Genomic DNA, 21,121 nt, shown 5'->3' on the forward strand with positions numbered 1-21,121 from the left:
ATATGAATAGCAGTCGTTATTGCCCGGCGGTATTGATTGCCGCGCCGGCTTCCGGTCAGGGCAAGACCACCGTCACTGCCGCGCTGGCCCGTTTGCATCGCAATCAGGGGCGCAAGGTGCGGGTGTTCAAATGCGGCCCGGACTTTCTCGATCCGATGATTCTCGAGCGCGCCAGCGGTGCGCCGGTCTATCAATTGGACATGTGGATGGTCGGTGAGCAGGAAAGTCGCCGTTTGTTGTGGGAAGCGGCCGCTGAGGCTGACCTGATTTTGATCGAAGGCGTGATGGGCCTGTTTGATGGCACGCCGTCCAGCGCCGATCTGGCGCGGCACTTCGGCGTGCCAGTACTGGGCGTGATCGATGGCACTGCCATGGCTCAGACCTTCGGTGCGCTGGCGTTGGGGCTGGCGCGTTATCAGCCGGATTTGCCGTTTGCCGGTGTGTTGGCCAACCGCGTCGGCACCTTGCGTCACGCGCAACTGCTCGAAGGCAGCCTGACCGAAGGCCTGCGTTGGTATGGTGCCTTGTCCCGGGAAACCGGGATCGAACTGCCGAGCCGTCATCTTGGATTGGTTCAAGCCAGTGAATTGAATGACCTCGATCTGCGCCTCGACGCAGCCGCCCAAGCGTTGGCCAGCAGCTGCGAAGTGGCGTTGCCGCCTGCCGTCGAGTTCGCTGCGCCGGAAGAGATCGTTGCCGAGCCATTGTTGGCCGGTGTGCGAATTGCCGTGGCTCGCGACGAAGCGTTTGCCTTCACTTATGGCGCGAGCCTCGATTTGTTGCGGGCGATGGGCGCCGAGTTGCGATTCTTCTCGCCGATCCATGACCGCGAACTGCCAGAAGCTGACAGCCTGTACCTACCCGGTGGCTATCCGGAATTGCACCATGTGGCGTTGGCTGAAAACAGCACAATGCTCGATGCCATTCGCGCGCACCATGCTGCCGGCAAACCGTTGCTGGCCGAATGCGGCGGCATGCTGTATTTGCTCGACTCACTGACCGATGTCGATGGCACGCGGGCTGAGTTGGTGGGGCTGCTGGCGGGTGATGCGGTGATGCAAAAACGCCTGGCGGCGTTGGCCCTGCAAGCGGTCGAATTGCCCGAAGGCGCGCTGCGCGGCCACACTTATCACCATTCGTTGACCAGCACCGAGCTTGAGCCAATCGCTCGTGGTCTGAGCCCTAACGGCGGGCGCGGTGCCGAGGCGGTTTTCCGTGACGGGCGGATGACGGCGTCCTATGTGCACTTTTATTTCCCGTCCAATCCATCGGCGATCGCCGCGCTGTTTGCGCCAGACCTGAACCCTGTGGGGGCGGGCTTGCCCGCGAAGCAGCCATGACCGACAACGCATTTTCCGAGGCCGAGCGCGAAGCGGTTTATCGCGCGATTGCCGAACGTCGCGACATGCGTCACTTCAGTGGCGGCAGCGTCGAGCCCGAACTGCTTCGGCGATTGCTCGAAGCGGCGCATCGGGCCCCGAGTGTCGGCTTGATGCAGCCCTGGCGATTCATCCGCATCAGCGACCGAGCGTTACGCGGCAAGATCCAGCAACTGGTGGAAGAGGAGCGGGTACACACTGCGCAGGCGCTGGGTGAACGCACCGACGAATTCATGAAGCTGAAAGTCGAAGGCATCAACGACTGCGCCGAAGTGCTGGTCGCCGCGCTGATGGATGATCGCGAGCGGCATATCTTTGGTCGTCGGACCTTGCCGGAAATGGACATGGCGTCGTTGTCCTGCGCGATCCAGAATCTGTGGCTGGCGTCCCGTGCCGAAGGTCTGGGCATGGGCTGGGTCTCGTTGTTCGAACCGCAGGCATTGGCGGATTTGCTCGGCCTGCCGCCGGGGGCCAAGCCGCTGGCGGTGTTGTGCCTGGGACCGGTCAAGGCGTTTTACCCGGCGCCGATGCTGGTCCTTGAAGGCTGGGCGCAGGCGCGTCCGCTGAGTGAACTGTTGTACGAAAATTTTTGGGGAGTGAGTCAATGAGTGTGGCGTTGCTGAGTGTCGCCGGGGTCGCGCTGGACGCGCTGCTGGGCGAACCCAAGCGCTGGCATCCGCTGGTGGCGTTCGGCCGTTTTGCCGATCGTATCGAGCAACGTTTCAACTCCGCCGGCCGTGGCTGGCGCAGTCACGGTGTCACGGCCTGGGTGATTGCGGTGTTGCCGCTGACCCTGTTGATCACTGCATTGTCCTGGCTGCCTTACATCGGCTGGATCATCGAGATTCTCGCGTTGTATTGCGCCCTTGGCCTGCGCAGCCTCGGTGAGCACGTCGAGCCGGTAGCTCAAGCGCTGCGCAGTGACGACCTGGATGAAGCACGCAAGCGTGTCGGCTATCTGGTCAGCCGCCAGACCAGTGAGCTGGACTCGACCGAAGTGGCCCGCGCCGCCACTGAATCAGTTCTGGAAAACGGCAGCGATGCCGTATTCGCCGCACTGTTCTGGTTTGCTGTCGCCGGTGCGCCGGGGGTGGTGCTCTATCGGCTGAGCAATACCCTGGACGCCATGTGGGGTTATCGCAATGAACGCTTTGAGCGCTTCGGCTGGGCGGCGGCGAAAATCGACGATGTGCTCAACTATATTCCGGCGCGTCTGGTGGCGTTGACCTACGCGCTGCTGGGCAAAACCCGTTTGGCATTCAAATGCTGGCGCACGCAGGGGCCAACCTGGGACAGCCCGAACGCCGGGCCGGTGATGGCCGCTGGCGCTGGCGCCCTGGGGGTCGAGTTGGGGGGGGCGGCGATCTATCACGGTGAGCTGCATCAGCGTCCTCAGTTGGGCGAAGGTCTGCCGGCAGACGCCAATTCCATCGATCGCGGCTGGCAACTGGTTCAGCGCGGGGTAGGGTTGTGGCTGCTGATTCTCTGTGTGGGAGCCGAGCTTTATGCTTGAGCACGGTGGCCGCTTGCGCAAGGCGGCGTTGCATTACGGCATCGCCGAAGCCGATTGGCTCGACTTGTCCAGCGGTCTGGCACCCTGGCCGTGGGCGATCCCGGACATCCCGTTGCGGGCCTGGGCGCGTTTGCCGGAAACCGATGACGGCCTGGAGCAGGCCGCGCGCGAATACTACGGCGCCACGCAGGTGCTGCCGGTCGCTGGCTCTCAGGCGGCTATCCAGTTGCTGCCACGTCTGCGTCGAACCGGCAAAGTCGGCGTGCTCTCGCCGTGTTATGCCGAGCACGCCGAGGCCTGGCGCCGCAACGGCTACATCGTGCGTGAAGTGCTGGAGCAGGAAGTCGACTTTTTCCTCGATAGCCTCGACGTGCTGGTGGTGGTCAATCCGAACAATCCCACCGGCCTGAGCCTGACCCCGGAACGCCTGCTCGACTGGCATGCACGGTTGGCGCAGCGCGGCGGCTGGCTGGTAGTCGACGAAGCCTTCATGGACAACACCCCGCAGCTAAGCCTGTCGTCTTATGCCGATCAGGTCGGCTTGATCGTCTTGCGTTCGTTCGGCAAATTTTTCGGTCTGGCCGGGGTGCGATTGGGCTTCGTACTGGCTGAGCGCAAGTTGCTCAAGCTGCTCGCCGAGCAGGTCGGCCCTTGGGCGGTCAGCGGGCCAACCCGGGTGTTGGGTCAGGTCTGTTTGCGTGACACCCAAGGGCACGCTCGCCAGCGCGAGCGCACTGAAGAGGCCAGTCAGCGTCTGGCTGAAGTCCTTGAGCGTCACGGCTTCAAGCCGCAAGGTGGTTGTGCCTTGTTTCAATGGTTGATCACCGAGCGCGCAGAGCAGCTGCATGAGTTCATGGCCAGGCAAGGCATCTTGCTGCGTCTGTTCGCCCACAACAGCAGCCTGCGGTTTGGCTTGCCGGCCGATGAAGCCGATTGGCAGCGCCTCGAGCACGCTTTCGACGCCTACGCCAAGGAAACCCTATGACCACGCTGATGGTGCAAGGCACCACCTCGGACGCCGGCAAAAGTACCCTGGTAACGGCGCTGTGCCGCTGGCTGACGCGCCAGGGTGTTCGCGTGGCTCCGTTCAAGCCGCAGAACATGGCACTCAACAGCGCGGTGACCGCCGACGGCGGCGAAATCGGTCGCGCTCAAGCCGTGCAGGCTCAGGCGGCCAACCTTGAGCCGCACACTGACATGAACCCGGTGCTGCTCAAACCCAACAGCGATACCGGCGCGCAAGTGATCATTCACGGACGTGCCGTGACCACCATGAACGCGGTCGCCTATCACGACTACAAAGCCATCGCCATGCAAGCGGTGCTCGCTTCTCACGAACGCTTGAGTGCAGCCTATCCGGTGGTGATGGTCGAAGGCGCAGGTTCGCCCGCCGAGATCAATTTGCGTGCCGGCGACATTGCCAACATGGGCTTCGCCGAGGCCGTGAATTGTCCGGTGGTGCTGATCGCCGACATCAATCGCGGCGGGGTATTCGCGCACTTGGTGGGCACGCTGGAGTTGCTGTCAGCCACTGAGCAGGCGCGGGTCAAAGGCTTCATCATCAACCGTTTTCGCGGAGACATCGCCTTGCTGCAACCGGGCCTGGACTGGCTGGAAGAGCGCACCGGCAAACCGGTGATCGGTGTACTGCCGTATGTCATGGACCTGCACCTGGAAGCTGAAGACGGCATCGATCAGCGACAGACCGATAAAGCCGAGCAGGTGCTCAAAGTCGTGGTGCCGGTGTTGCCGCGAATCAGTAACCACACTGACTTCGATCCGCTGCGTCTGCACCCGCAGGTCGATCTGCAATTCGTCGGACCGGGACAGCCGATTCCGCCTGCCGACCTGATCATCCTGCCCGGCTCGAAAAGCGTGCGCAGCGACCTGCACTACTTGCGCACCAACGGCTGGGACGCGGCCATTACCCGCCACTTGCGTTACGGCGGCAAGTTGCTCGGGATCTGCGGCGGCCTGCAAATGCTCGGTGAGCAGTTGCATGACCCGCTAGGGTTGGAGGGTGCGGCGGGTTCCAGTGCCGGTCTTGGTTTGCTGGCGTTTGAAACGGTGCTCGAAGAAGAGAAGCAGCTGCGCAATGTGCGCGGGCGTCTGACTTTGGAGAGCGCGGAAGTCAGCGGTTATGAAATTCACGCTGGCGTCACCACCGGTATTGCTTTGGAGCAGGCGGCGGTGTTGCTGGATGACGGTCGCAGCGACGGTGCCCAAAGTGTCGACGGACAGGTGCTTGGCACGTATTTGCATGGTCTGTTCGAATCTCCGGCTGCGTGCAGCGCGCTGTTGCGCTGGGCCGGATTGCGGGACGTGCAGGAAGTCGATTACCACGCCTTGCGCGAGCGCGATATCGAGCGCTTGGCTGATTTGGTGGAGAAGCATCTGGACACTGGGCTGTTGCGTGAACTCTGTGGAGTTTGAGGTCGGTTGTTACACCGCCATTTAGAGGTTGATGACTATGTTGCAATTGATCCTCGGCGGAGCCCGCTCCGGTAAAAGCCGTCTGGCTGAAAAGCTTGCCGGCGAAAGCGCTCTGGCGGTGACGTACATCGCCACCAGCCAGCCGCTGGATGGCGAAATGAATGCCCGGGTGGCTCATCACCGCGAGCGCCGTCCGCCTGAATGGGCGCTGATTGAAGAGCCGCTGGAGCTGGCCCGGGTGCTGCGCGAAACCGCCAGCGACGAGCGTTGCCTGCTGGTGGATTGCCTGACCTTATGGCTGACCAATCTGCTGATGCTTGAGGATCCCGAGCGTCTGGCGCATGAGCGTGAAGCCCTGTTGGATTGCCTGGCCTCGCTGCCGGGGGAAATTGTTTTTGTCAGCAACGAGACCGGTCTGGGTGTCGTGCCGCTGGGCGAATTGACTCGCCGCTATGTCGATGAAGCCGGTTGGTTGCATCAAGCCCTGGCTGAGCGCTGTCAGCGTGTCGTGTTGACCGTCGCCGGCCTGCCCCTGACTTTGAAAGGTACTGCGTTATGACTCATTCCTGGTGGTTGAACCCGTGCAAGCCAATCAATGCGCAAGCGCATGAGCAAGCGGCGGCCCGACAGCAGCAACTGACCAAACCGGCAGGCTCCCTCGGGCAGCTGGAATCGGTGGCGGTGCAACTGGCGGGGTTGCAGGGCCGGGTCAAACCGAGCCTGAATCAGCTGTGGATTGCGATTTTCGCCGGTGATCACGGGGTGGTTGCCGAAGGGGTTTCGGCGTTCCCGCAGGAAGTCACCGGGCAGATGCTGCACAACTTCGTCAGCGGTGGCGCGGCGATCAGCGTATTGGCGCGACAACTTGAGGCGCGACTGGAAGTGGTCGACCTCGGTACCGTTACACCTTCGTTGAATCTGCAGGGTGTACGTCATCTGCATATCGGTCCAGGCACTGCAAACTTCGTTCACGGCCCGGCGATGACGCAAGCCCAGGGCGAGCAAGCCTTGCAGGCCGGCCGCGACAGCGTGTTGCGGGCGATCGATGAGGGCTCCGAGTTGTTTATCGGTGGCGAGATGGGTATCGGCAATACGACTGCCGCCAGCGCTGTGGCTTGTGCATTACTCGATTGCCCGGTGGCGCATTTGACCGGGCCGGGCACCGGTTTGAGCGCGGCAGGTGTCAGCCATAAAGCCCAGGTGATTGAGCGCGCCCTGGCGTTGCATGCCGTTCAGCGCGGTGACGTGTTGCAGACGTTGTTCAATCTCGGCGGTTTTGAAATCGCCGCGCTGGCCGGCGCTTATCTGACCTGCGCCCAAGAAGGATTGGCGGTGCTGGTCGACGGCTTTATTTGCAGTGTTGCAGCATTGGTCGCGGTGCGCGTGAATCCGGCTTGCCGCGAGTGGCTGCTGTTCGGTCATCGTGGAGCCGAGCCAGGTCATCGGCATGTACTGGAAACGCTGAATGCTGAGCCTTTGCTGGATCTCGGCTTGCGTCTGGGCGAGGGCAGTGGTGCCGCTCTGGCGGTGCCGTTGCTGCGTCTGGCCTGCGACCTGCACGGGCAAATGGCGACTTTCGCTGAAGCGGCTGTGGCCGATCGCCCGGCATGACGTTGCGTCTGGATTTGCTGCGCCACGGCGAAACCGAACTCGGGGGCGGGTTGCGTGGCAGCCTGGATGACGCTCTGACAGCCAAGGGTTGGGAGCAGATGCGCGCGGCGGTGATTGACCAAGGTCCATGGGATCGCCTGGTCAGCTCGCCGCTGCAACGTTGTGCGCGTTTTGCCGAGGAACTGGGCGAGCGGTTGGGCTTGCCGGTCGTGTTGGAGAAAGATCTGCAGGAGCTGCACTTCGGCGCCTGGGAAGGACAGAGTGCCGCTGCGTTGATGGAAACCGACGCCGAAGCGTTAGGGGCGTTTTGGGCTGATCCCTACGGATTCACGCCGCCCGAGGGTGAGCCGGTGAGCGCATTTTCCGCGCGGGTGCTGGCGGCCGTCGAGCGCTTGCATCAGGCCTGTGCAGGCGAGCGGGTGCTGCTGATCAGTCACGGTGGGGTCATGCGTTTGTTATTGGCCCGGGCGCGTGGATTACCGCGTGAACAGTTGCTCAACGTTGAAGTGGGTCATGGCGCGCTGTTTTCGTTGCGCGTCGAGGCTGATGCGGTGCTCAAGGAAGAGGGTTGAACATGCTGCCGTTCTGGATCGCCTTGCAGTTTCTCAGCAGCTTGCCGATTCGTCTGCCGGGCATGCCGGCGCCTCAGGAACTAGGGCGCTCGCTGCTGTTCTATCCGTTGGTGGGGCTGCTGTTTGGCGGGCTATTGTGGGTGCTGAACTGGCTGTTGCTCGGTACACCCGCGTTGCTGCACGCGGCGTTGCTGTTGAGTGTCTGGGTAGTGCTCAGCGGTGGCTTGCACCTCGACGGTCTGGCCGACAGCGCCGACGCCTGGCTCGGCGGTTTTGGCGATCGCGAACGCACATTGACTATCATGAAAGATCCGCGCAGTGGGCCGATCGCGGTGGTCACATTGATGTTGGTGCTGTTGCTCAAGTTCACGGCGTTACTGGCATTGATCGATCAGCATTCCACGGCCGGTTTGATCCTCGCACCGGTAATCGGTCGCAGTGCCTTGCTGGGGTTGTTTCTGAATACACCTTACGTGCGCTCTGGTGGCCTGGGGCAGGCGCTGGCCGATCATCTGCCGCGCAAGACCGGTCTGCAGGTGTTGTTGCTCGGTGCGCTGGCGTGCGTGCTGATCGGTGGCTGGAGCGGTATGGTTGCACTGGTGTTGGCGGCTCTGATGTTCTTCTGGTTGCGCCAGGTGATGCTGCGGCGTCTGGGCGGGACCACGGGCGATACCGCAGGGGCGTTGCTGGAGCTGCTGGAAATGGCGGTACTGGTGGGTTTGGCACTGCTCTAAAGGGCAGCTCCTACGGTCATTCGATATTCACATCTTGCTTTCTGTCAATCGCGGGTATATACACGCACTATGCTAGCCTCTCAATGTTTATGCACCAATCTGCGTCGCGCCGCTCGTGGCGTCAGCAGGCATTACGACGGCGCCCTCGACGGCTTCGGGATCAACGTTGCGCAGTATTCCTTGCTGTGCAATTTGCAGCGTCTCGATCAACCGAGCATTTCCACCCTGGCGGAAGCCATGGGGCTGGATCGCAGCACCTTGGGGCGCAATCTGCGGGTGCTGGAGGGAGAAGGGCTGGTGATGCTGGTTGAGGGTGAAGACCAGCGCAATCGCATCGTGCAACTGACCGAAACCGGGCGTGAACGCTTGGCAGCGGCCTTACCGGCTTGGGAAGCGGCACAGCAGCGGCTGATCGACCGTCTGGGCGCGGAGAAGCGCGCAATCTTGCTGGCCTTGCTGGATGAACTGGCCTGAGGCGGCGGGCTTTTCCGAGCATTAGCCCGAATTTAAGTGGGTATATACCCGCTACTGGAGAATAAGAATGACATCGATGTGGCGTACCAGCGGTTGGGTTCTACTCGGGAGCGCACTGATTCTTGCGCTGTCGCTTGGCGTGAGGCATGGCTTTGGGCTGTTTTTGCCGCCGATGAGTGCGCAGTTCGGCTGGGGGCGTGAAGTGTTCGCTTTTGCCATCGCTCTGCAGAACCTGATCTGGGGGCTGGCGCAGCCATTCACGGGGGCGCTGGCGGACCGCTTCGGCGCGGCGAAAGTGGTGCTGGTCGGTGGTGTGCTGTACGCGGTGGGTTTGGTGTTCATGGGCTTGTCCGACTCGGCCTGGTCGCTGTCGTTGAGTGCCGGGCTGTTGATCGGCATCGGTCTGTCCGGTACGTCGTTCTCGGTGATTCTTGGCGTGGTGGGACGTGCAGTGCCGCCGGAGAAACGCAGCATGGGCATGGGGATCGCCAGCGCTGCCGGCTCCTTCGGCCAGTTCGCCATGTTGCCTGGCACGCTGGGGTTGATCGGCTGGCTCGGTTGGTCAACCGCGTTGATGGTGCTGGGCATGCTGGTGGCGTTGATTGTGCCGCTGGTCAGGATGCTCAAGGACAAACCGCTGCCAGTGCTCGGGCATGAGCAAACCTTGTCCGAGGCGCTGCATGAGGCGTGTTCGCACTCGGGTTTCTGGCTGCTGGCGTTCGGCTTTTTTGTCTGCGGTTTTCAAGTGGTGTTCATTGGTGTGCATTTGCCCGCCTATCTGGTCGATCAGCACCTGCCCGCGAGTGTCGGCACCACGGTGCTGGCGTTGATCGGCCTGTTCAATATCTTCGGGACTTACACTGCGGGCTGGCTCGGCGGGCGCATGTCCAAGCCGCGTCTGTTGACAGGGCTCTACGTGCTGCGTGCGGTGGTGATTGGTCTGTTCATCTGGGCACCGGTGACGCAAACCAGTGCTTATCTGTTCGGCATGGCCATGGGGTTCCTCTGGCTGTCGACGGTGCCTTTGACCAACGGCACGGTAGCGACGCTGTTTGGTGTACGAAACCTCTCTATGCTCGGTGGTATCGTTTTTCTCTTCCACCAATTGGGCTCGTTCCTTGGCGGCTGGTTGGGTGGAGTGGTTTACGACCGAACAGGAAGCTATGACTTGATCTGGCAGGTAGCGATTCTCCTCAGTCTGTTGGCGGCAGCCTTGAACTGGCCCGTGCGCGAGCGCCCGGTGGCGCGGTTGCAGGCTCAGGCGAGTGTTGCATGAGCAGGGGCGGAGCATGGCTCGCCGCCGCCGGAGCTGGCGCGCTGCTGTTGGCGTTGGCCTGGTGGGGCTGGCATCAGGGCGGTCTGGCACTGATGCAACTCGGTATGGGTTCTTGCTGAGTCAGCGCCTACTAAAAAGCCCCGCCTCTGTACAAGAGAGCGGGGCTTTTTCAATTCAGCGGGTGAGTTGTTCAGGCTCGCCGTGAATCAGAAGCGGTAGGTAGCGCCGACACCAAAACCATTGGCGCTGTTTTCGTACTTGGCGCTGTAACTGTCGACTGCGTTGGAGCGATTCACCGTGACAGCTTCTTCCTTGAGGTAGGAGTAGGCGACGTCGATGGTCAGATCATTGGTGACATTGTAGCCGGCACCAAGGCTGAAGATAGTGCGGTCACCCGTAGGAATACGTGGGGAACGGTCAGTATTGTTGGTAGGCGACTGGTCAAAGGTCAGGCCGGTGCGCAATACCCACTGCTTGTTCAACTGGTAGGAAGTACCGATGGCGTAGGCCCAGGTATTGTGCCAGTTCTGCTCTTCCGTAATGGTGCCGAACAGGGCAGGGGACAACGCACCGCCTTGTGCCGCCGTTACACCTTCGTTATTCACGGTGATGTCTTTCAGGCGGCTCCAGCGAGTCCAGGTGGAACCTGCATACAGGGTCCACGCATCCGTCAGCTGTTGTGTTACGGAGAAGTCGACCGATTCAGGTGTTTCGATTTTCAGCGAAGCATCGTATCGATTGCTCTGCAGGAAGGCGGAAGGAGCATTGGCGCCTGCGGTGATATCGGTATGACCTTCGAGCTTGTAATTCACTTTCGAGTGGTAGGTCAGGCCGACGCGAGTCGTGTCGGTTGCTTGCACCAGGACCCCGAAGTTATAGCCCAGAGCGGTATCGTCGCCTTTGATTTTGACGTGGGTATCGCCAAAGAGCGGTACATCCGACTCGAGCGTGCCGCCGATGCGGTTAATGGTCGGGCCGAAACCGATCGATACTCTGTCGTTAAAGGCGTAGCTGACGGTAGGTTGGAAAGTCACAACCTTGACTTCACTCTTGCTGCCGAAGCCGCCACCCTGGAAGCCACTTTCATAGTTGGTAATCAGACCAAAAGGTGCATAGACGCCGAGGCCGAATGCCCAGTGATCATCGATCGGCTTGACGTAATAGCCCATCGGAACGGCTGTGAATGGCACCATGTCGCCTTTGTTGGTACCCGGATGGGCGCCTTTGGCGTCTTTGATATCACTCGAAGCATCGATAGCTGCCAGCCCGCCAGTGACTTCCTGGCGCTTGATTCGCGACATGCCGGCAGGGTTGCCAAATACAGTACTTGCGTCATCGGCAGATGAAGAGCGTCCCGCAAAACCAGTCCCCATCCCGCTGATGCTCTGTTCGTTGAGGGCAAAGCCACTTGCGAAGATCTGCGTGGATGCCAAGGTAACGGCGAGGCTAAGGGTGGTTTTGAGTATTACTTTTTTCATTATTAGAACTCCTGATGATCACCGGGGCGAAAATTACCAACATTTTCGTTCCAGCGCTATAGGCTGTATGGCTTGAGATAGAGCGCTTTTGTAGGACAATCAGACCAAATTCGCGTCTATATGCGCGATCTTGCAAATTGCCCGGTTAACAGGCGATCTGATTCAGTGGTGATACACAGGTTTGCCAGGCGCAGGTGAAGTCACGTAGACGACCTTGCGGCTGGAAGGTCTGGCGCCAGATTCGGGCCATGCCCAGCAGGTCATCGGCTTCGGGGAGCGGGGTGTTTTGTTCTTCTATTAATAGCCAGGCGATGGCGGTGGCGTAGCGCAGGTTGACGGTCAGTTCGAGGTGCGGGCCGCTAAGAAATGCATGCTGGCTGGCGAGGCCGCGAACCAGGCTGGCGCGCTCCGGGTCCAGTGCCAGGTAGTGATCCCAAAGCGCCTGGTGACGAGGTTCGGCAATCCGGTACAGGCCATGCCCGCGGCGGTCATGCAGGGCGGAACCGAGAGCGGACTGACTGGCGGCAACACCCAGTAGCAGGGATTCGGCTGTAGTACTGTGGCGCCCGAGGTAAATCAATGTCGGACGGATCACATAACGGCACAGTTCGCTGGCGGCGATACCCATAAAGCCCTCGAAACGTGAAGTGGGCGGCGATTCCTGAAAGGGGGGCTTGGCAGCGGTGGATCGACTCAGGATCGCCGGAAGCGGATCAAGCCGCTTGAGTTGAAGTGTAGTGTCATATTCGTGCCGTAAAGGCCTGTTTTTAAAATATTACCGGCACCGAGTTATAACCGTTATATCGCTTGGTGCTTAAGCCGGTACAGCAAATGGAGAAATATCAGGCAATAAAAAGCCCTGCTTTTTAGGCAGGGCTTTTGAAGTTTTCAGCCTTTCTGGTGCTTCAGGCAACCAGTGCCTGACGGGTACGCTCGATCACGGCCTGCAGCGGCTCGGCGCTGGAGTATTGATCGGGGTACAGGCGTTCGCTGTGACGAGCGATGCCGTGTTCATTGACCAGGGTGAAGCTGAAGCAGCCTTTGCGAGCAGCCATGATCAGGCAGTTCATTGGTGCAAAAGCGTTGGTTAGGGTGCGAATGGCATCCTGAGTGTGGATTTGAGTAGACATGGTTATTGGGTGTTCCTACAAATGACACGGATAAGAACCGTGCAACGTTAAAACGTTCCAGTAACGTCGATCACCATTGATCGAACGAAGAACCCGACTGGAACAAAGCAGCCAGTTGAAGCGCTATGATTTTTGCGCGCTTGGGCCGGCAGGTAGGTACTTAGGAGGGCAGGCAACACATCAAGGGCAAAGGTTCTGGGCCCAGGGTGAAGATCCTGATCAATTTGCAGGTTGGTTCGGTCAGAGTAAGTGAGCTTCGCAACACCCTTTGCTTTCGATTCAAAGGCGGTGTTGTCGCAAGCGTTACCTGGAAACCATCGAGGTGGTCGATCCCGTGATGTCGGTAGAGGCTTCTCTTTAGGGAAGGTATACCGCAGGAGTTGTTCGACCAGAATTGACTTTCAGCTTGGTACTAACGCCGCGGATACTAACGGATTGAATTCAAGAAAGGAAGTGTGTTAGGCAAAAAAACCTTTATTTGTGCTTGAATCGCTCTGCTCGCTGATGGGAATTTGCCGTATCTGGAGCATCTGCAGTCGCGGGTAAAACGTCGCGGCAACAGTAAAGCACACAATTGGGTCGCCAAGTGTCCGGTGGCGTCAGTCATCGCCTCGCTTGAAACTCAGGTACGGTGGGGCTCGATGTGACCGATTGCCTGTAAAACGCACGAAAAAAGAGCGGTGATATAACCACCTCAAAGGTACTTGTGCACATTAGTTGCGCGGGCTGTCATCCGCCTGTCATTTCACCTTCAAGCGCGGTGGGTGCCTGTAGTGGAAATTTAAGTCAATGAAAAACATCGCTTTTTTTTACTGGTGAAAAAATCGTCAGTTTGACTGCGGGCCCCATTCCACAGGGCTTCTGGCGAGTTCAGGACGGGTTGTCCACTGAGTTATCCACAGCTTCTGTGGATTGTCCCAAGCGCTTGCTCTAGGACGGGCGTGCAGGCTTTTTTCGACTTTACCCGCACGAAAAAAGGAGTAGAGTGGCGCGCCTTCCGATCCGTCCCACAGTGTTTTATGAAGTTTCGCTCAGTACCAACCTCTGTTACCTCCATAACCTCGGGTGTTACTCCACCCAAGCGCTTTTCGATGCGAGTCGCCGAATGGCTGCTCGACAGCCCTCGCCTGGGCGATAACCCCAACATCAAACATTTCGCCGGGCGTTTGCTCAAGGCTCCAGCTCGTGAAGGGGTGGTGGCTGCGCAAAGTCGTCTGGGGCAATTGATGTGCCGCGAATGCGGCAATGCCCGGGATCGGCGCATTGGCCAGGACCTGCTGCGCCAAGCCGCGCGTGCCGGCGACCGGCGTGCCCGGCAGGAACTCGGTCAGATCGAAGACTGAGCTGTCCAAGCCCCGACGGCTTGGTTAACCTTCGCGCTTTAATTCATCGGCAGGAGTCGTCATGGCTATGGACGTGACCAGTGTATTGCTCGGTCTGGCGGGTGCTGCGCTGCCGTTGTTGGTGCTGGCGTGGCAACTGCAGCGACGCTTGAGCACCGGGCAGTCTGAGCTGTCGCTGCTTGAAGAGCGCTTGGGGACTGCGCAATTGGCGCAGGACGGTCTTAATGCGCAACTCGATGCCTGCCGTGATGAAATCAGCGACCTGAGTCAGGCCAACGCCGCCAAACAAGCCGATCTGGCTGCCGTGCGCCGTGAAGTCGAACTGTTGCAAATTGAGCGCGACAACGCCCGTGATGCGGCCCATGCCTGGAACCTGGAACGCAGCAGTAAAGAAGCCGAGTTACGACGGCTGGACGCTCAGGCCGCGTCACTGAATGCCGAGTTGCGTGAGCAGCAGGAAAGCCATCAGCAACGCCTGAGCGACCTGCAAGGCTCGCGGGATGAGCTGCGGGCGCAGTTTGCCGAGTTGGCCGGGAAGATTTTCGATGAGCGCGAGCAGCGCTTTGCCGAAACCAGCCAGCAGCGCTTGGGTCAGTTGCTTGACCCGTTGAAAGAACGCATTCAATCCTTCGAGAAACGCGTCGAGGAAAGCTATCAGGCTGAAGCCCGCGAGCGCTTCTCGCTGGCCAAGGAGCTGGAGCGTCTGCAGCAACTGAACCTGCGCTTGAGCGACGAGGCAACCAACCTCACGCGAGCGCTCAAGGGACAGAAAACCCAGGGCAACTGGGGCGAGTTGATTCTCGAGCGGGTGCTGGAACACGCAGGCCTGGAGAAGGGCCGCGAGTACCAGACTCAAGTCAGCCTCAAGGGGCCGGATGGCGAGCGCTTCCAGCCCGATGTGCTGATTTATCTGCCGGGCGACAAGCAGGTGGTGGTCGATTCCAAGGTCAGTCTGACGGCTTATCAGCAATACGTGGCAGCTGACGATGACGCGCTGGGTCAGGCGGCGCTGAAACAGCATGTGCTGTCGTTGCGTAATCATGTCAAAGGCCTGTCCGATAAGGACTATAAGCGTCTGGACGGATTGCACAGCCTGGATTTCGTTTTGCTCTTCGTGCCCATCGAAGCGGCCTTTTCCGCGGCATTGCAGGCTGAGCCTAACCTGTTTCAGGAAGCCTTCGATCGCCATATCGTCATCGTCAGCCCGACGACCTTGCTGGCGACGTTGCGCGTCATCGACAGCCTGTGGAAGCAGGAGCGCCAGAGCCAGAATGCCCGGGAAATCGCCGAGCGTGCAGGCTGGCTGTATGACAAGTTTGTGCTGTTTATCCAGGATCTGGACGAGGTCGGTAATCGCTTGCAGCAGTTGGACAAAGCCTACAGCGCCGCACGCAACAAACTGACGGAAGGCCGCGGTAATCTGGTCAGCCGCAGCGAGCAGCTCAAATTGCTCGGCGCACGGGCCAGCAAAAGCTTGCCGGCAGATCTGTTGGAACGGGCGATGACCGATGTCGATGGATTGGCGCAATTGCCGGAATAAATCAAAAGATCGCAGTCAGATTTGTAGGAGCTGCCGAAGGCTGCGATCTTTACAACGGCAAATGTCGACTCAGCAATGCCCGCAACGCCGCCGGTTTCACTGGTTTCGGCAGGTACTCCAGGCCGGCCGCATGCACCTGGGCAACCATCTCCGGTCGCTCGTCAGCGCTGATCACCACACCTGGCACCGGCTCACCCAGTTGGGTGCGTAGCCAGGCCATCAACTCGGTGCCGGTTTCGCCATTGTCGAGGTGGTAATCGACCAGCGCCAGCTGTGGGCGCATGCCGTCGCTGAGCAGTGCGGCACAGTCATCGCGATTGCGTGCGGTATACACCTGACACCCCCAGCGCGAGAGCAGGCTGTTCATGCCAATCAGAATGCTGTCTTCGTTATCGATACACAGCACCTGCGCCCCCGTCGGCAGTCGGCCATTGAGCTCGGCAACTTTATTCGGCGCACTGGTTTGCGCGTGGGCCAGTGGCACGCTGACGCTGAACACACTGCCTTTGCCTGGCCAGGAACGGACTTGCAGTTGATGGCCGAGCACTCGGCACAAGCCGTCGGCAATCGCCAGGCCCAGGCCCAGACCTTTTTCGGCGCGGGTCTGGTGGCTGTCGAGGCGCTTGAACTCTTCGAAGATCACTTGGCGTTTGTCTTCGGGAATCCCCGGGCCACGGTCCCAGACCTCCAGGCACAGCTGATTGCCCTTGCGTCGTACGCCCAGCAGTACGGGGCCTTTGGCGTAGCGAAAGGCGTTGGTCAGGAAGTTTTGCAGTATCCGCCGCAGCAGTTTGATATCGCTGTCGACCCGTAAGCGACTGCCGCACAGACGGAATTTCAGCCCTTGCTCCTGCGCCAGCGCCTTGAATTCGGCGCCGAGGGTGTCGAACAAATCATTAAGCACAAATGGCTTGCGATCCGGGTTGATCTTGCCGTTTTCCAGGCGCGAGATGTCGAGCAGGTCGCTGATCAAGTCCTCGGCCGAGCGTAGCGAACTGTCCAGATGCTGCACCAGTTGCCGAGTCTCGCGGGAGAGATCGTCGTTCTGGTGGGAAAGGGCGGCCGAGAACAGCCGCGCGGCGTTCAATGGCTGCATCAGGTCGTGGCTGACGGCTGCAAGGAAGCGGGTTTTCGACTGGTTAGCCGACTCGGCGGTGCCTTTGGCTTCGGTCAGCGCGATGTTCAGTTGCGACAGTTCATGGGTGCGCTCGGTGACGCGTCGCTCCAGGCCCTCGTTGGCTTCGGTCAGCGCCTGCTCGGCTTCGCGAAACGCGGTGATGTCGGTGAAACTCATGACAAACCCGCCGCCAGGCATTGGATTGCCAATCAGCTCGATTACTCGACCGTTGGGAAACAAGCGCTCCGAGGTGTGGGCGCGCCCTTGACGCATCCAGTGCAGACGTCGGGCAACGTGGACTTCCGCTTCGCCGGGGCCGCACAGGCCCCGTTCGGCGTTGTAGCGAATGATGTCGGCAATCGGCTGGCCGACGCTGATCAGGCCGTCCGGGTAGTTGAACAGTTCAAGGTAGCGCCGGTTCCAGGCCACCAGCTTCAGTGACTGGTCGACCACGCTAATGCCTTGGGTGATGTTCTCGATCGCACCTTGCAGCAAGGCGCGGTTGAATTGCAGCACTTCCGAGGCTTCGTCGGCGATTCGCACCACGTCCTCAAGCTGCATTTCCCGACCTTCAATGGCCGCTTTTACTACGGCGCGGGTCGATGAAGCCCCCAGTACACCGGCGAGCAAGCGTTCGGTGTGAGCGATCCATTCACCATCGGCATTCTGATTCGGGTTGAAGCCTTTGCCTTGACGGTAGGCGAAGCGGATGAAGCTCTGGCGTGCCCGTTCTTCGCCGACAAAACGCGCCGCGAGTTGCAGCAGATCGTCGATTTGCACCGCCAGCATCGAACGCGCGCTCGGCCGTGCGCTGATCTCCTGACCAATGAAACGCCCGGCCTGCCAGTGTTCCGAGACCCGTGTGCGGGACAGCACCGACACCCAGGCGAACAAGGTGAAGTTACCGGCCAGCGACAACACCACGCCTTGGGTCAGCGGGGAAATCGGCAGGTTCAGCGGATTGCCGTGCAACCAGCCCAGCCCCGGAAAACTGTGTAGCGACCAACCCAGGCTACGGGCGGCGATCGGCAGGATCAAGGTGTAGAACCAGAGGAAGGTCCCGGCGGCGAGACCGGCGAATACCCCGCGGCGGTTGGCCTGTTTCCAGTACAGCGCGCCGAGCATCGCCGGCGCCAGTTGGGTCACTGCGGCGAACGCGATCTGTCCGATGGTGGCCAGGCTGGCGGTTGAACCGAGCAGGCGATAGGCGACATAGGCCAGCAGCAAAATCACCACGATGCTCACCCGACGCACCGAAAGCATCCAGTGGCGGAACACCTCGAACGGCCGCTCGGCATTTTTCCGGCGTAGCAGCCATGGCAGCAGCATGTCGTTGGAGACCATGGTCGACAACGCCACGCTGGCAACGATCACCATGCCGGTGGCGGCCGATGCGCCGCCGATAAACGCCAGCAACGCCAGTGCCGGATGGGCCTGGGCCAGTGGCAGGCTGATGACGAAGGAGTCGGGCAGTACCGAACTCGGCAGCAGCATTTGCCCGGCCAGCGCAATCGGCACCACGAACAGTGCAGCGAGTGCGAGGTAAACGGGGAACACCCATTTCGCCAGGCGTAAATCCTGCGGCTCGATGTTCTCCACCACGGTCACATGGAACTGTCGGGGCAGGCAGATGATCGCCATCATCGCCACGCCGGTCTGCACCACCATCGATGGCCAGTTGATGGTTTCTTTCCAGTATTCCTCCAGGCGAGGCGCGAGCATGGCCTGATCGAACAGGTCATCGAAGCCATCGTATAAACCATACGTGACGAAGGCGCCGACCGCGAGGAAGGCGAACAGCTTGACCAGTGCTTCGAAGGCAATCGCCAGCACCATGCCACGGTGGTGCTCAGTGGCATCGAGGTTGCGGGTGCCGAAGACGATGGTGAACAGCGCCAGAATCAGCGACACAATCAGCGCCGTGTCCTGGGCACGGGTGCCCATGGCGTCGGGGCCCGCGCCGATCAACAGGTTTACCCCGAGGACGATGCCTTTAAGCTGCAGGGCGATGTAGGGCAATACGCCCACCAGACAGATCAGCGCCACCACCACCGCCAGCGATTGCGACTTGCCATAGCGGGCAGCGATAAAGTCGGCAATCGAGGTGATGTTTTCCTGCTTGCTGATCATCACCATTTTTTGCAGGACCCACGGCGCGAACACCAGCAGCAGGATCGGCCCCAGATAAATCGGCAAAAACGACCAGAGTTGTTCGGCGGCCTGACCGACGGCGCCAAAGAATGTCCAACTGGTGCAATAGACCGCCAGCGACAGGCTGTACACCCAGGCACGCATTCGCGGCGGCAGCGGCGTGCCGCGGCGGTCGCCGTAAAAGGCGATGGCGAACATGATGGCCATATAGGCCAGGGCGACGGCGGCAATCAGCCCGCTGGACAGCGACATGGTAACTCCAGGCAAAAGACACCCGGGACGCAAGCCCGGTCTGACAGTCTCGCACGACCACTTCGGTTAGTCAGTGTCGACCAAGGTCGTGGCGTGGTGGGGTGTCGCAGGGTGGGGCGGGCCCCGTATTTCTGCGGTGGATCGTAATCTCCCGTAGGAGCTGGCGCAGCCTGCGATCTATTGATCTTGCGGTTGCGACTGCTGCAAAGATCGCAGGCTGCGCCAGCTCCTACGGGGCCAGTGCGATATCGATCAACCGATGCAACTCTTCAACTTCAAGTGCTGTCGACGCGAACAGGATGCGGAACACTGTCGGCGCCACCGCCATGTTGATCAGTCGGTCGACACTGGGCTTTGGCTCATTTGGATAGCGGTCCAGAATCGTTTGCAATTGACCGCTGAGAATGCTTACGCAATACCCCGGCGTGGCGCTCGATTGTACGTCACGCATCATGTTGCGACCGGGTTCCGAACTCATCTCGTCCAGATACTGCTCGGCCCAGGCGCGTAGGTCGCCACGCAGGTTGCCGGTCTTGGCCGGTTCGCTGTCAGGACGCATGCGCGCCAGCGCGACGTCGGCCAGCAGTGCCGACAAGTCGCCCCAGCGTCGGTAGATCGTCGACGGCGTAACGCCTGCGCGGGCGGCGACTTGCGGCACGGTCACGGTTGAGCGCTCCTGCTCTTCGAGGAGTTCACGCACTGCCGAATGAATCGACTCTTGGACCCGAGCACTACGACCGCCCGGGCGTAAACCTTCTTTAATAGCCATGCATCGAACCTTAACACAAAGAATTTGCTTTAAGCCGAAGCCAGTAGCACGCTCCGCAAAAGCAAAAAATTAGCTTTTGCGGGGTGTGCCCATGTTTAGTTCTGTCTCAAGCCGTTCCAGTCTGGTGTTCCTGGCGATCACCTTACTGAGTTTTCTCGCCGCTTCCAGCGCGCCAACACCGCTTTATTACCTGTACCAGCAAGCGCTGCAATTTTCTCCGGCGACCCTGACGCTGATTTTCGGGGTGTATGCCTTGAGCCTGCTGGCGGCGCTGCTGACGGTCGGTTCGCTGTCGGATCACCTGGGGCGCAAGCCGGTGATCTTCGCTGCATTACTGTTGGAAATGCTGGCGATGTTGCTGTTTGTCAATGCCGACAGTGTGGCCTGGCTGATCGCTGCGCGGGTGCTTCAGGGTTTCGCCACCGGCATGGCCACCAGCGTACTCGGCGCGGCGTTGCTCGATACCGACCGACAGCAAGGACCGCTGGTGAACAGCGTTGCGCCGCTTCTGGGCATGGCGTGCGGGGCATTGGGCAGCGGAGTGCTGGCGGAGTACGCGCCGCAACCCCTGCAGTTGGCCTACTGGGTTCTATTTGGGCTGTTCCTGCTGCAAGCCCTGTACGTTTGGCGTCTGCCAGAAAGTGTCAGTCGGCAACCCGGCGCCTGGGCATCGCTGCGTCCAACCTTGCATGTGCCGCCTCGGGCGCGACGGGCGCTGTGGCTGGCGCTGCCGGTGGATGTGGCCGTCTGGGCGGTGGGTGGATTCTTCCTGTCGCTGGCGCCATCGTTGGTTCGTGCGGCGACCGGTTCAACCTCGAACCTGATCGGCGGAAGTCTGGTGGCCGTGTTGACGGTCAGTGGCGCGTTGATGATCTTCTCGTTGCGCAATCGCCCGGCAGACAAAGCCCTGCGCTTGGGCGCGAGCTTGTTGGCGATCGGCATCGCGCTGATTCTGACAGCCGTGCACAACGCCAGCCTGCCGCTGTTTTTCTTCGCTACCCTGGTGGCCGGCAGTGGCTTTGGTGCCGGCTTTCTCGGCGCCTTGCGCAGCGTGTTACCGCTGGCCCTGCCCCATGAACGCGCGGGGTTGATGTCGGCGTTCTACGTGCTGAGTTACCTGGCGTTCTGCCTGCCATCGCTTGCGGCAGGCAACCTGACCCGGACCTTCGGCCTGATCGCCACCACCGATGGCTATGGCGCGGTGTTGATCGTACTGTCGCTGGGGGCGTTGCTGGAATTGATGCGTCAGCGACCGGGCAAACTCTGTGGGGTGGCGGGAAATGCCTAGTGCGGCAGAGACGTCCTTGTGCGCTTGAGTTAGCCTTGGCGCCTGATGCGTAACCGCTTGG

The 21,121-nt window shown here is 60.4% G+C and carries 20 protein-coding genes; 15 read left to right on the forward strand and 5 right to left on the reverse strand.

Annotation, left to right across the window (positions count from 1 at the left end):
* Positions 1-2: 2 nt before the first annotated feature.
* The 12 genes from BLL42_RS21280 (at position 3) to BLL42_RS30790 (ending at position 10,111) form a co-directional block, all read left to right on the forward strand.
* Positions 3-1,340 (forward strand): cobyrinic acid a,c-diamide synthase CobB, encoded by a 1,338-nt coding sequence (locus tag BLL42_RS21280; RefSeq protein WP_071553904.1) that lies wholly within the window; start codon positions 3-5, stop codon positions 1,338-1,340.
* Complete coding sequence (bluB, locus tag BLL42_RS21285; protein ID WP_071553906.1) at positions 1,337-1,987, forward strand: 5,6-dimethylbenzimidazole synthase; 651 nt, start codon at positions 1,337-1,339, stop codon at positions 1,985-1,987. The genes BLL42_RS21280 and bluB overlap by 4 nt, the downstream gene beginning before the upstream one ends.
* Complete coding sequence (cbiB, locus tag BLL42_RS21290; protein ID WP_071553908.1) at positions 1,984-2,892, forward strand: adenosylcobinamide-phosphate synthase CbiB; 909 nt, start codon at positions 1,984-1,986, stop codon at positions 2,890-2,892. Before bluB ends, cbiB begins: the two co-directional genes overlap by 4 nt.
* A complete protein-coding gene (gene cobD, locus BLL42_RS21295) occupies positions 2,885-3,877 on the forward strand; it encodes a threonine-phosphate decarboxylase CobD (RefSeq protein WP_071553910.1) in 993 nt (330 codons plus the stop codon). Before cbiB ends, cobD begins: the two co-directional genes overlap by 8 nt.
* Positions 3,874-5,325, forward strand: a complete 1,452-nt coding sequence (locus tag BLL42_RS21300) for a cobyric acid synthase (protein ID WP_071553912.1) — start codon at positions 3,874-3,876, stop codon at positions 5,323-5,325. The genes cobD and BLL42_RS21300 overlap by 4 nt, the downstream gene beginning before the upstream one ends.
* Positions 5,326-5,362: 37 nt before the next feature.
* Positions 5,363-5,884, forward strand: a complete 522-nt coding sequence (gene cobU, locus BLL42_RS21305) for a bifunctional adenosylcobinamide kinase/adenosylcobinamide-phosphate guanylyltransferase (protein ID WP_071553914.1) — start codon at positions 5,363-5,365, stop codon at positions 5,882-5,884.
* A complete protein-coding gene (gene cobT, locus BLL42_RS21310) occupies positions 5,881-6,936 on the forward strand; it encodes a nicotinate-nucleotide--dimethylbenzimidazole phosphoribosyltransferase (protein WP_071553916.1) in 1,056 nt (351 codons plus the stop codon). The genes cobU and cobT overlap by 4 nt, the downstream gene beginning before the upstream one ends.
* A complete protein-coding gene (gene cobC / locus BLL42_RS21315) occupies positions 6,933-7,508 on the forward strand; it encodes an alpha-ribazole phosphatase family protein (RefSeq protein ID WP_071553918.1) in 576 nt (191 codons plus the stop codon). Before cobT ends, cobC begins: the two co-directional genes overlap by 4 nt.
* Positions 7,509-7,510: 2 nt before the next feature.
* Positions 7,511-8,242 carry an adenosylcobinamide-GDP ribazoletransferase gene (locus BLL42_RS21320; protein WP_071553920.1) on the forward strand — a complete coding sequence of 244 codons (732 nt, stop codon included), beginning with the start codon at positions 7,511-7,513 and terminating at the stop codon, positions 8,240-8,242.
* Positions 8,243-8,311: 69 nt separating this feature from the next.
* On the forward strand, positions 8,312-8,716 hold the full coding sequence (locus tag BLL42_RS21325) for a MarR family winged helix-turn-helix transcriptional regulator (RefSeq protein ID WP_071553922.1): 405 nt from the start codon (positions 8,312-8,314) through the stop codon (positions 8,714-8,716).
* A gap of 67 nt (positions 8,717-8,783) precedes the next feature.
* A complete protein-coding gene (locus BLL42_RS21330; protein ID WP_071553924.1) occupies positions 8,784-9,992 on the forward strand; it encodes an MFS transporter in 1,209 nt (402 codons plus the stop codon).
* Positions 9,989-10,111 carry a hypothetical protein gene (locus tag BLL42_RS30790; RefSeq protein ID WP_269086201.1) on the forward strand — a complete coding sequence of 41 codons (123 nt, stop codon included), beginning with the start codon at positions 9,989-9,991 and terminating at the stop codon, positions 10,109-10,111. Before BLL42_RS21330 ends, BLL42_RS30790 begins: the two co-directional genes overlap by 4 nt.
* An 87-nt stretch (positions 10,112-10,198) precedes the next feature.
* On the opposite strand, the gene BLL42_RS21335 is transcribed toward BLL42_RS30790, so the two are convergent.
* The 3 genes from BLL42_RS21335 to BLL42_RS21345 all read right to left on the reverse strand — a co-directional run bounded on the left by BLL42_RS21335 (position 10,199) and on the right by BLL42_RS21345 (position 12,600).
* Complete coding sequence (locus tag BLL42_RS21335; RefSeq protein WP_071553925.1) at positions 10,199-11,470, reverse strand: OmpP1/FadL family transporter; 1,272 nt, start codon at positions 11,468-11,470, stop codon at positions 10,199-10,201.
* A gap of 145 nt (positions 11,471-11,615) precedes the next feature.
* Complete coding sequence (locus BLL42_RS21340) at positions 11,616-12,098, reverse strand: hypothetical protein (protein WP_071553927.1); 483 nt, start codon at positions 12,096-12,098, stop codon at positions 11,616-11,618.
* A gap of 277 nt (positions 12,099-12,375) precedes the next feature.
* Positions 12,376-12,600 (reverse strand): hypothetical protein, encoded by a 225-nt coding sequence (locus BLL42_RS21345; RefSeq protein WP_007898912.1) that lies wholly within the window; start codon positions 12,598-12,600, stop codon positions 12,376-12,378.
* Between the two features lie 1,019 nt (positions 12,601-13,619).
* Here BLL42_RS21345 and BLL42_RS21355 point away from each other — a divergent pair.
* Both BLL42_RS21355 and BLL42_RS21360 read left to right on the forward strand, forming a co-directional pair.
* On the forward strand, positions 13,620-13,943 hold the full coding sequence (locus tag BLL42_RS21355; RefSeq protein ID WP_071553929.1) for a hypothetical protein: 324 nt from the start codon (positions 13,620-13,622) through the stop codon (positions 13,941-13,943).
* 175 nt (positions 13,944-14,118) lie between these two features.
* Complete coding sequence (locus BLL42_RS21360) at positions 14,119-15,483, forward strand: DNA recombination protein RmuC (protein ID WP_167368571.1); 1,365 nt, start codon at positions 14,119-14,121, stop codon at positions 15,481-15,483.
* A gap of 49 nt (positions 15,484-15,532) precedes the next feature.
* Here the strand turns inward: BLL42_RS21360 and BLL42_RS21365 are convergent, their stop codons facing one another.
* Together BLL42_RS21365 and BLL42_RS21370 are read right to left on the reverse strand one after the other, a co-directional pair.
* Complete coding sequence (locus BLL42_RS21365; RefSeq protein ID WP_071553932.1) at positions 15,533-19,003, reverse strand: hybrid sensor histidine kinase/response regulator; 3,471 nt, start codon at positions 19,001-19,003, stop codon at positions 15,533-15,535.
* A gap of 229 nt (positions 19,004-19,232) precedes the next feature.
* The gene (locus BLL42_RS21370; RefSeq protein ID WP_071553934.1) at positions 19,233-19,772 is read right to left on the reverse strand and encodes a TetR/AcrR family transcriptional regulator; all 540 of its coding nucleotides are present in this window, start codon (positions 19,770-19,772) and stop codon (positions 19,233-19,235) included.
* Between the two features lie 91 nt (positions 19,773-19,863).
* On the opposite strand from BLL42_RS21370, the gene BLL42_RS21375 reads away from it, so the two are divergent.
* Positions 19,864-21,060 carry an MFS transporter gene (locus tag BLL42_RS21375; protein ID WP_071553936.1) on the forward strand — a complete coding sequence of 399 codons (1,197 nt, stop codon included), beginning with the start codon at positions 19,864-19,866 and terminating at the stop codon, positions 21,058-21,060.
* Positions 21,061-21,121: the final 61 nt, after the last annotated feature.

The sequence above is a fragment of the Pseudomonas frederiksbergensis genome, from assembly GCF_001874645.1.
GTDB lineage: Bacteria > Pseudomonadota > Gammaproteobacteria > Pseudomonadales > Pseudomonadaceae > Aquipseudomonas > Aquipseudomonas frederiksbergensis_B.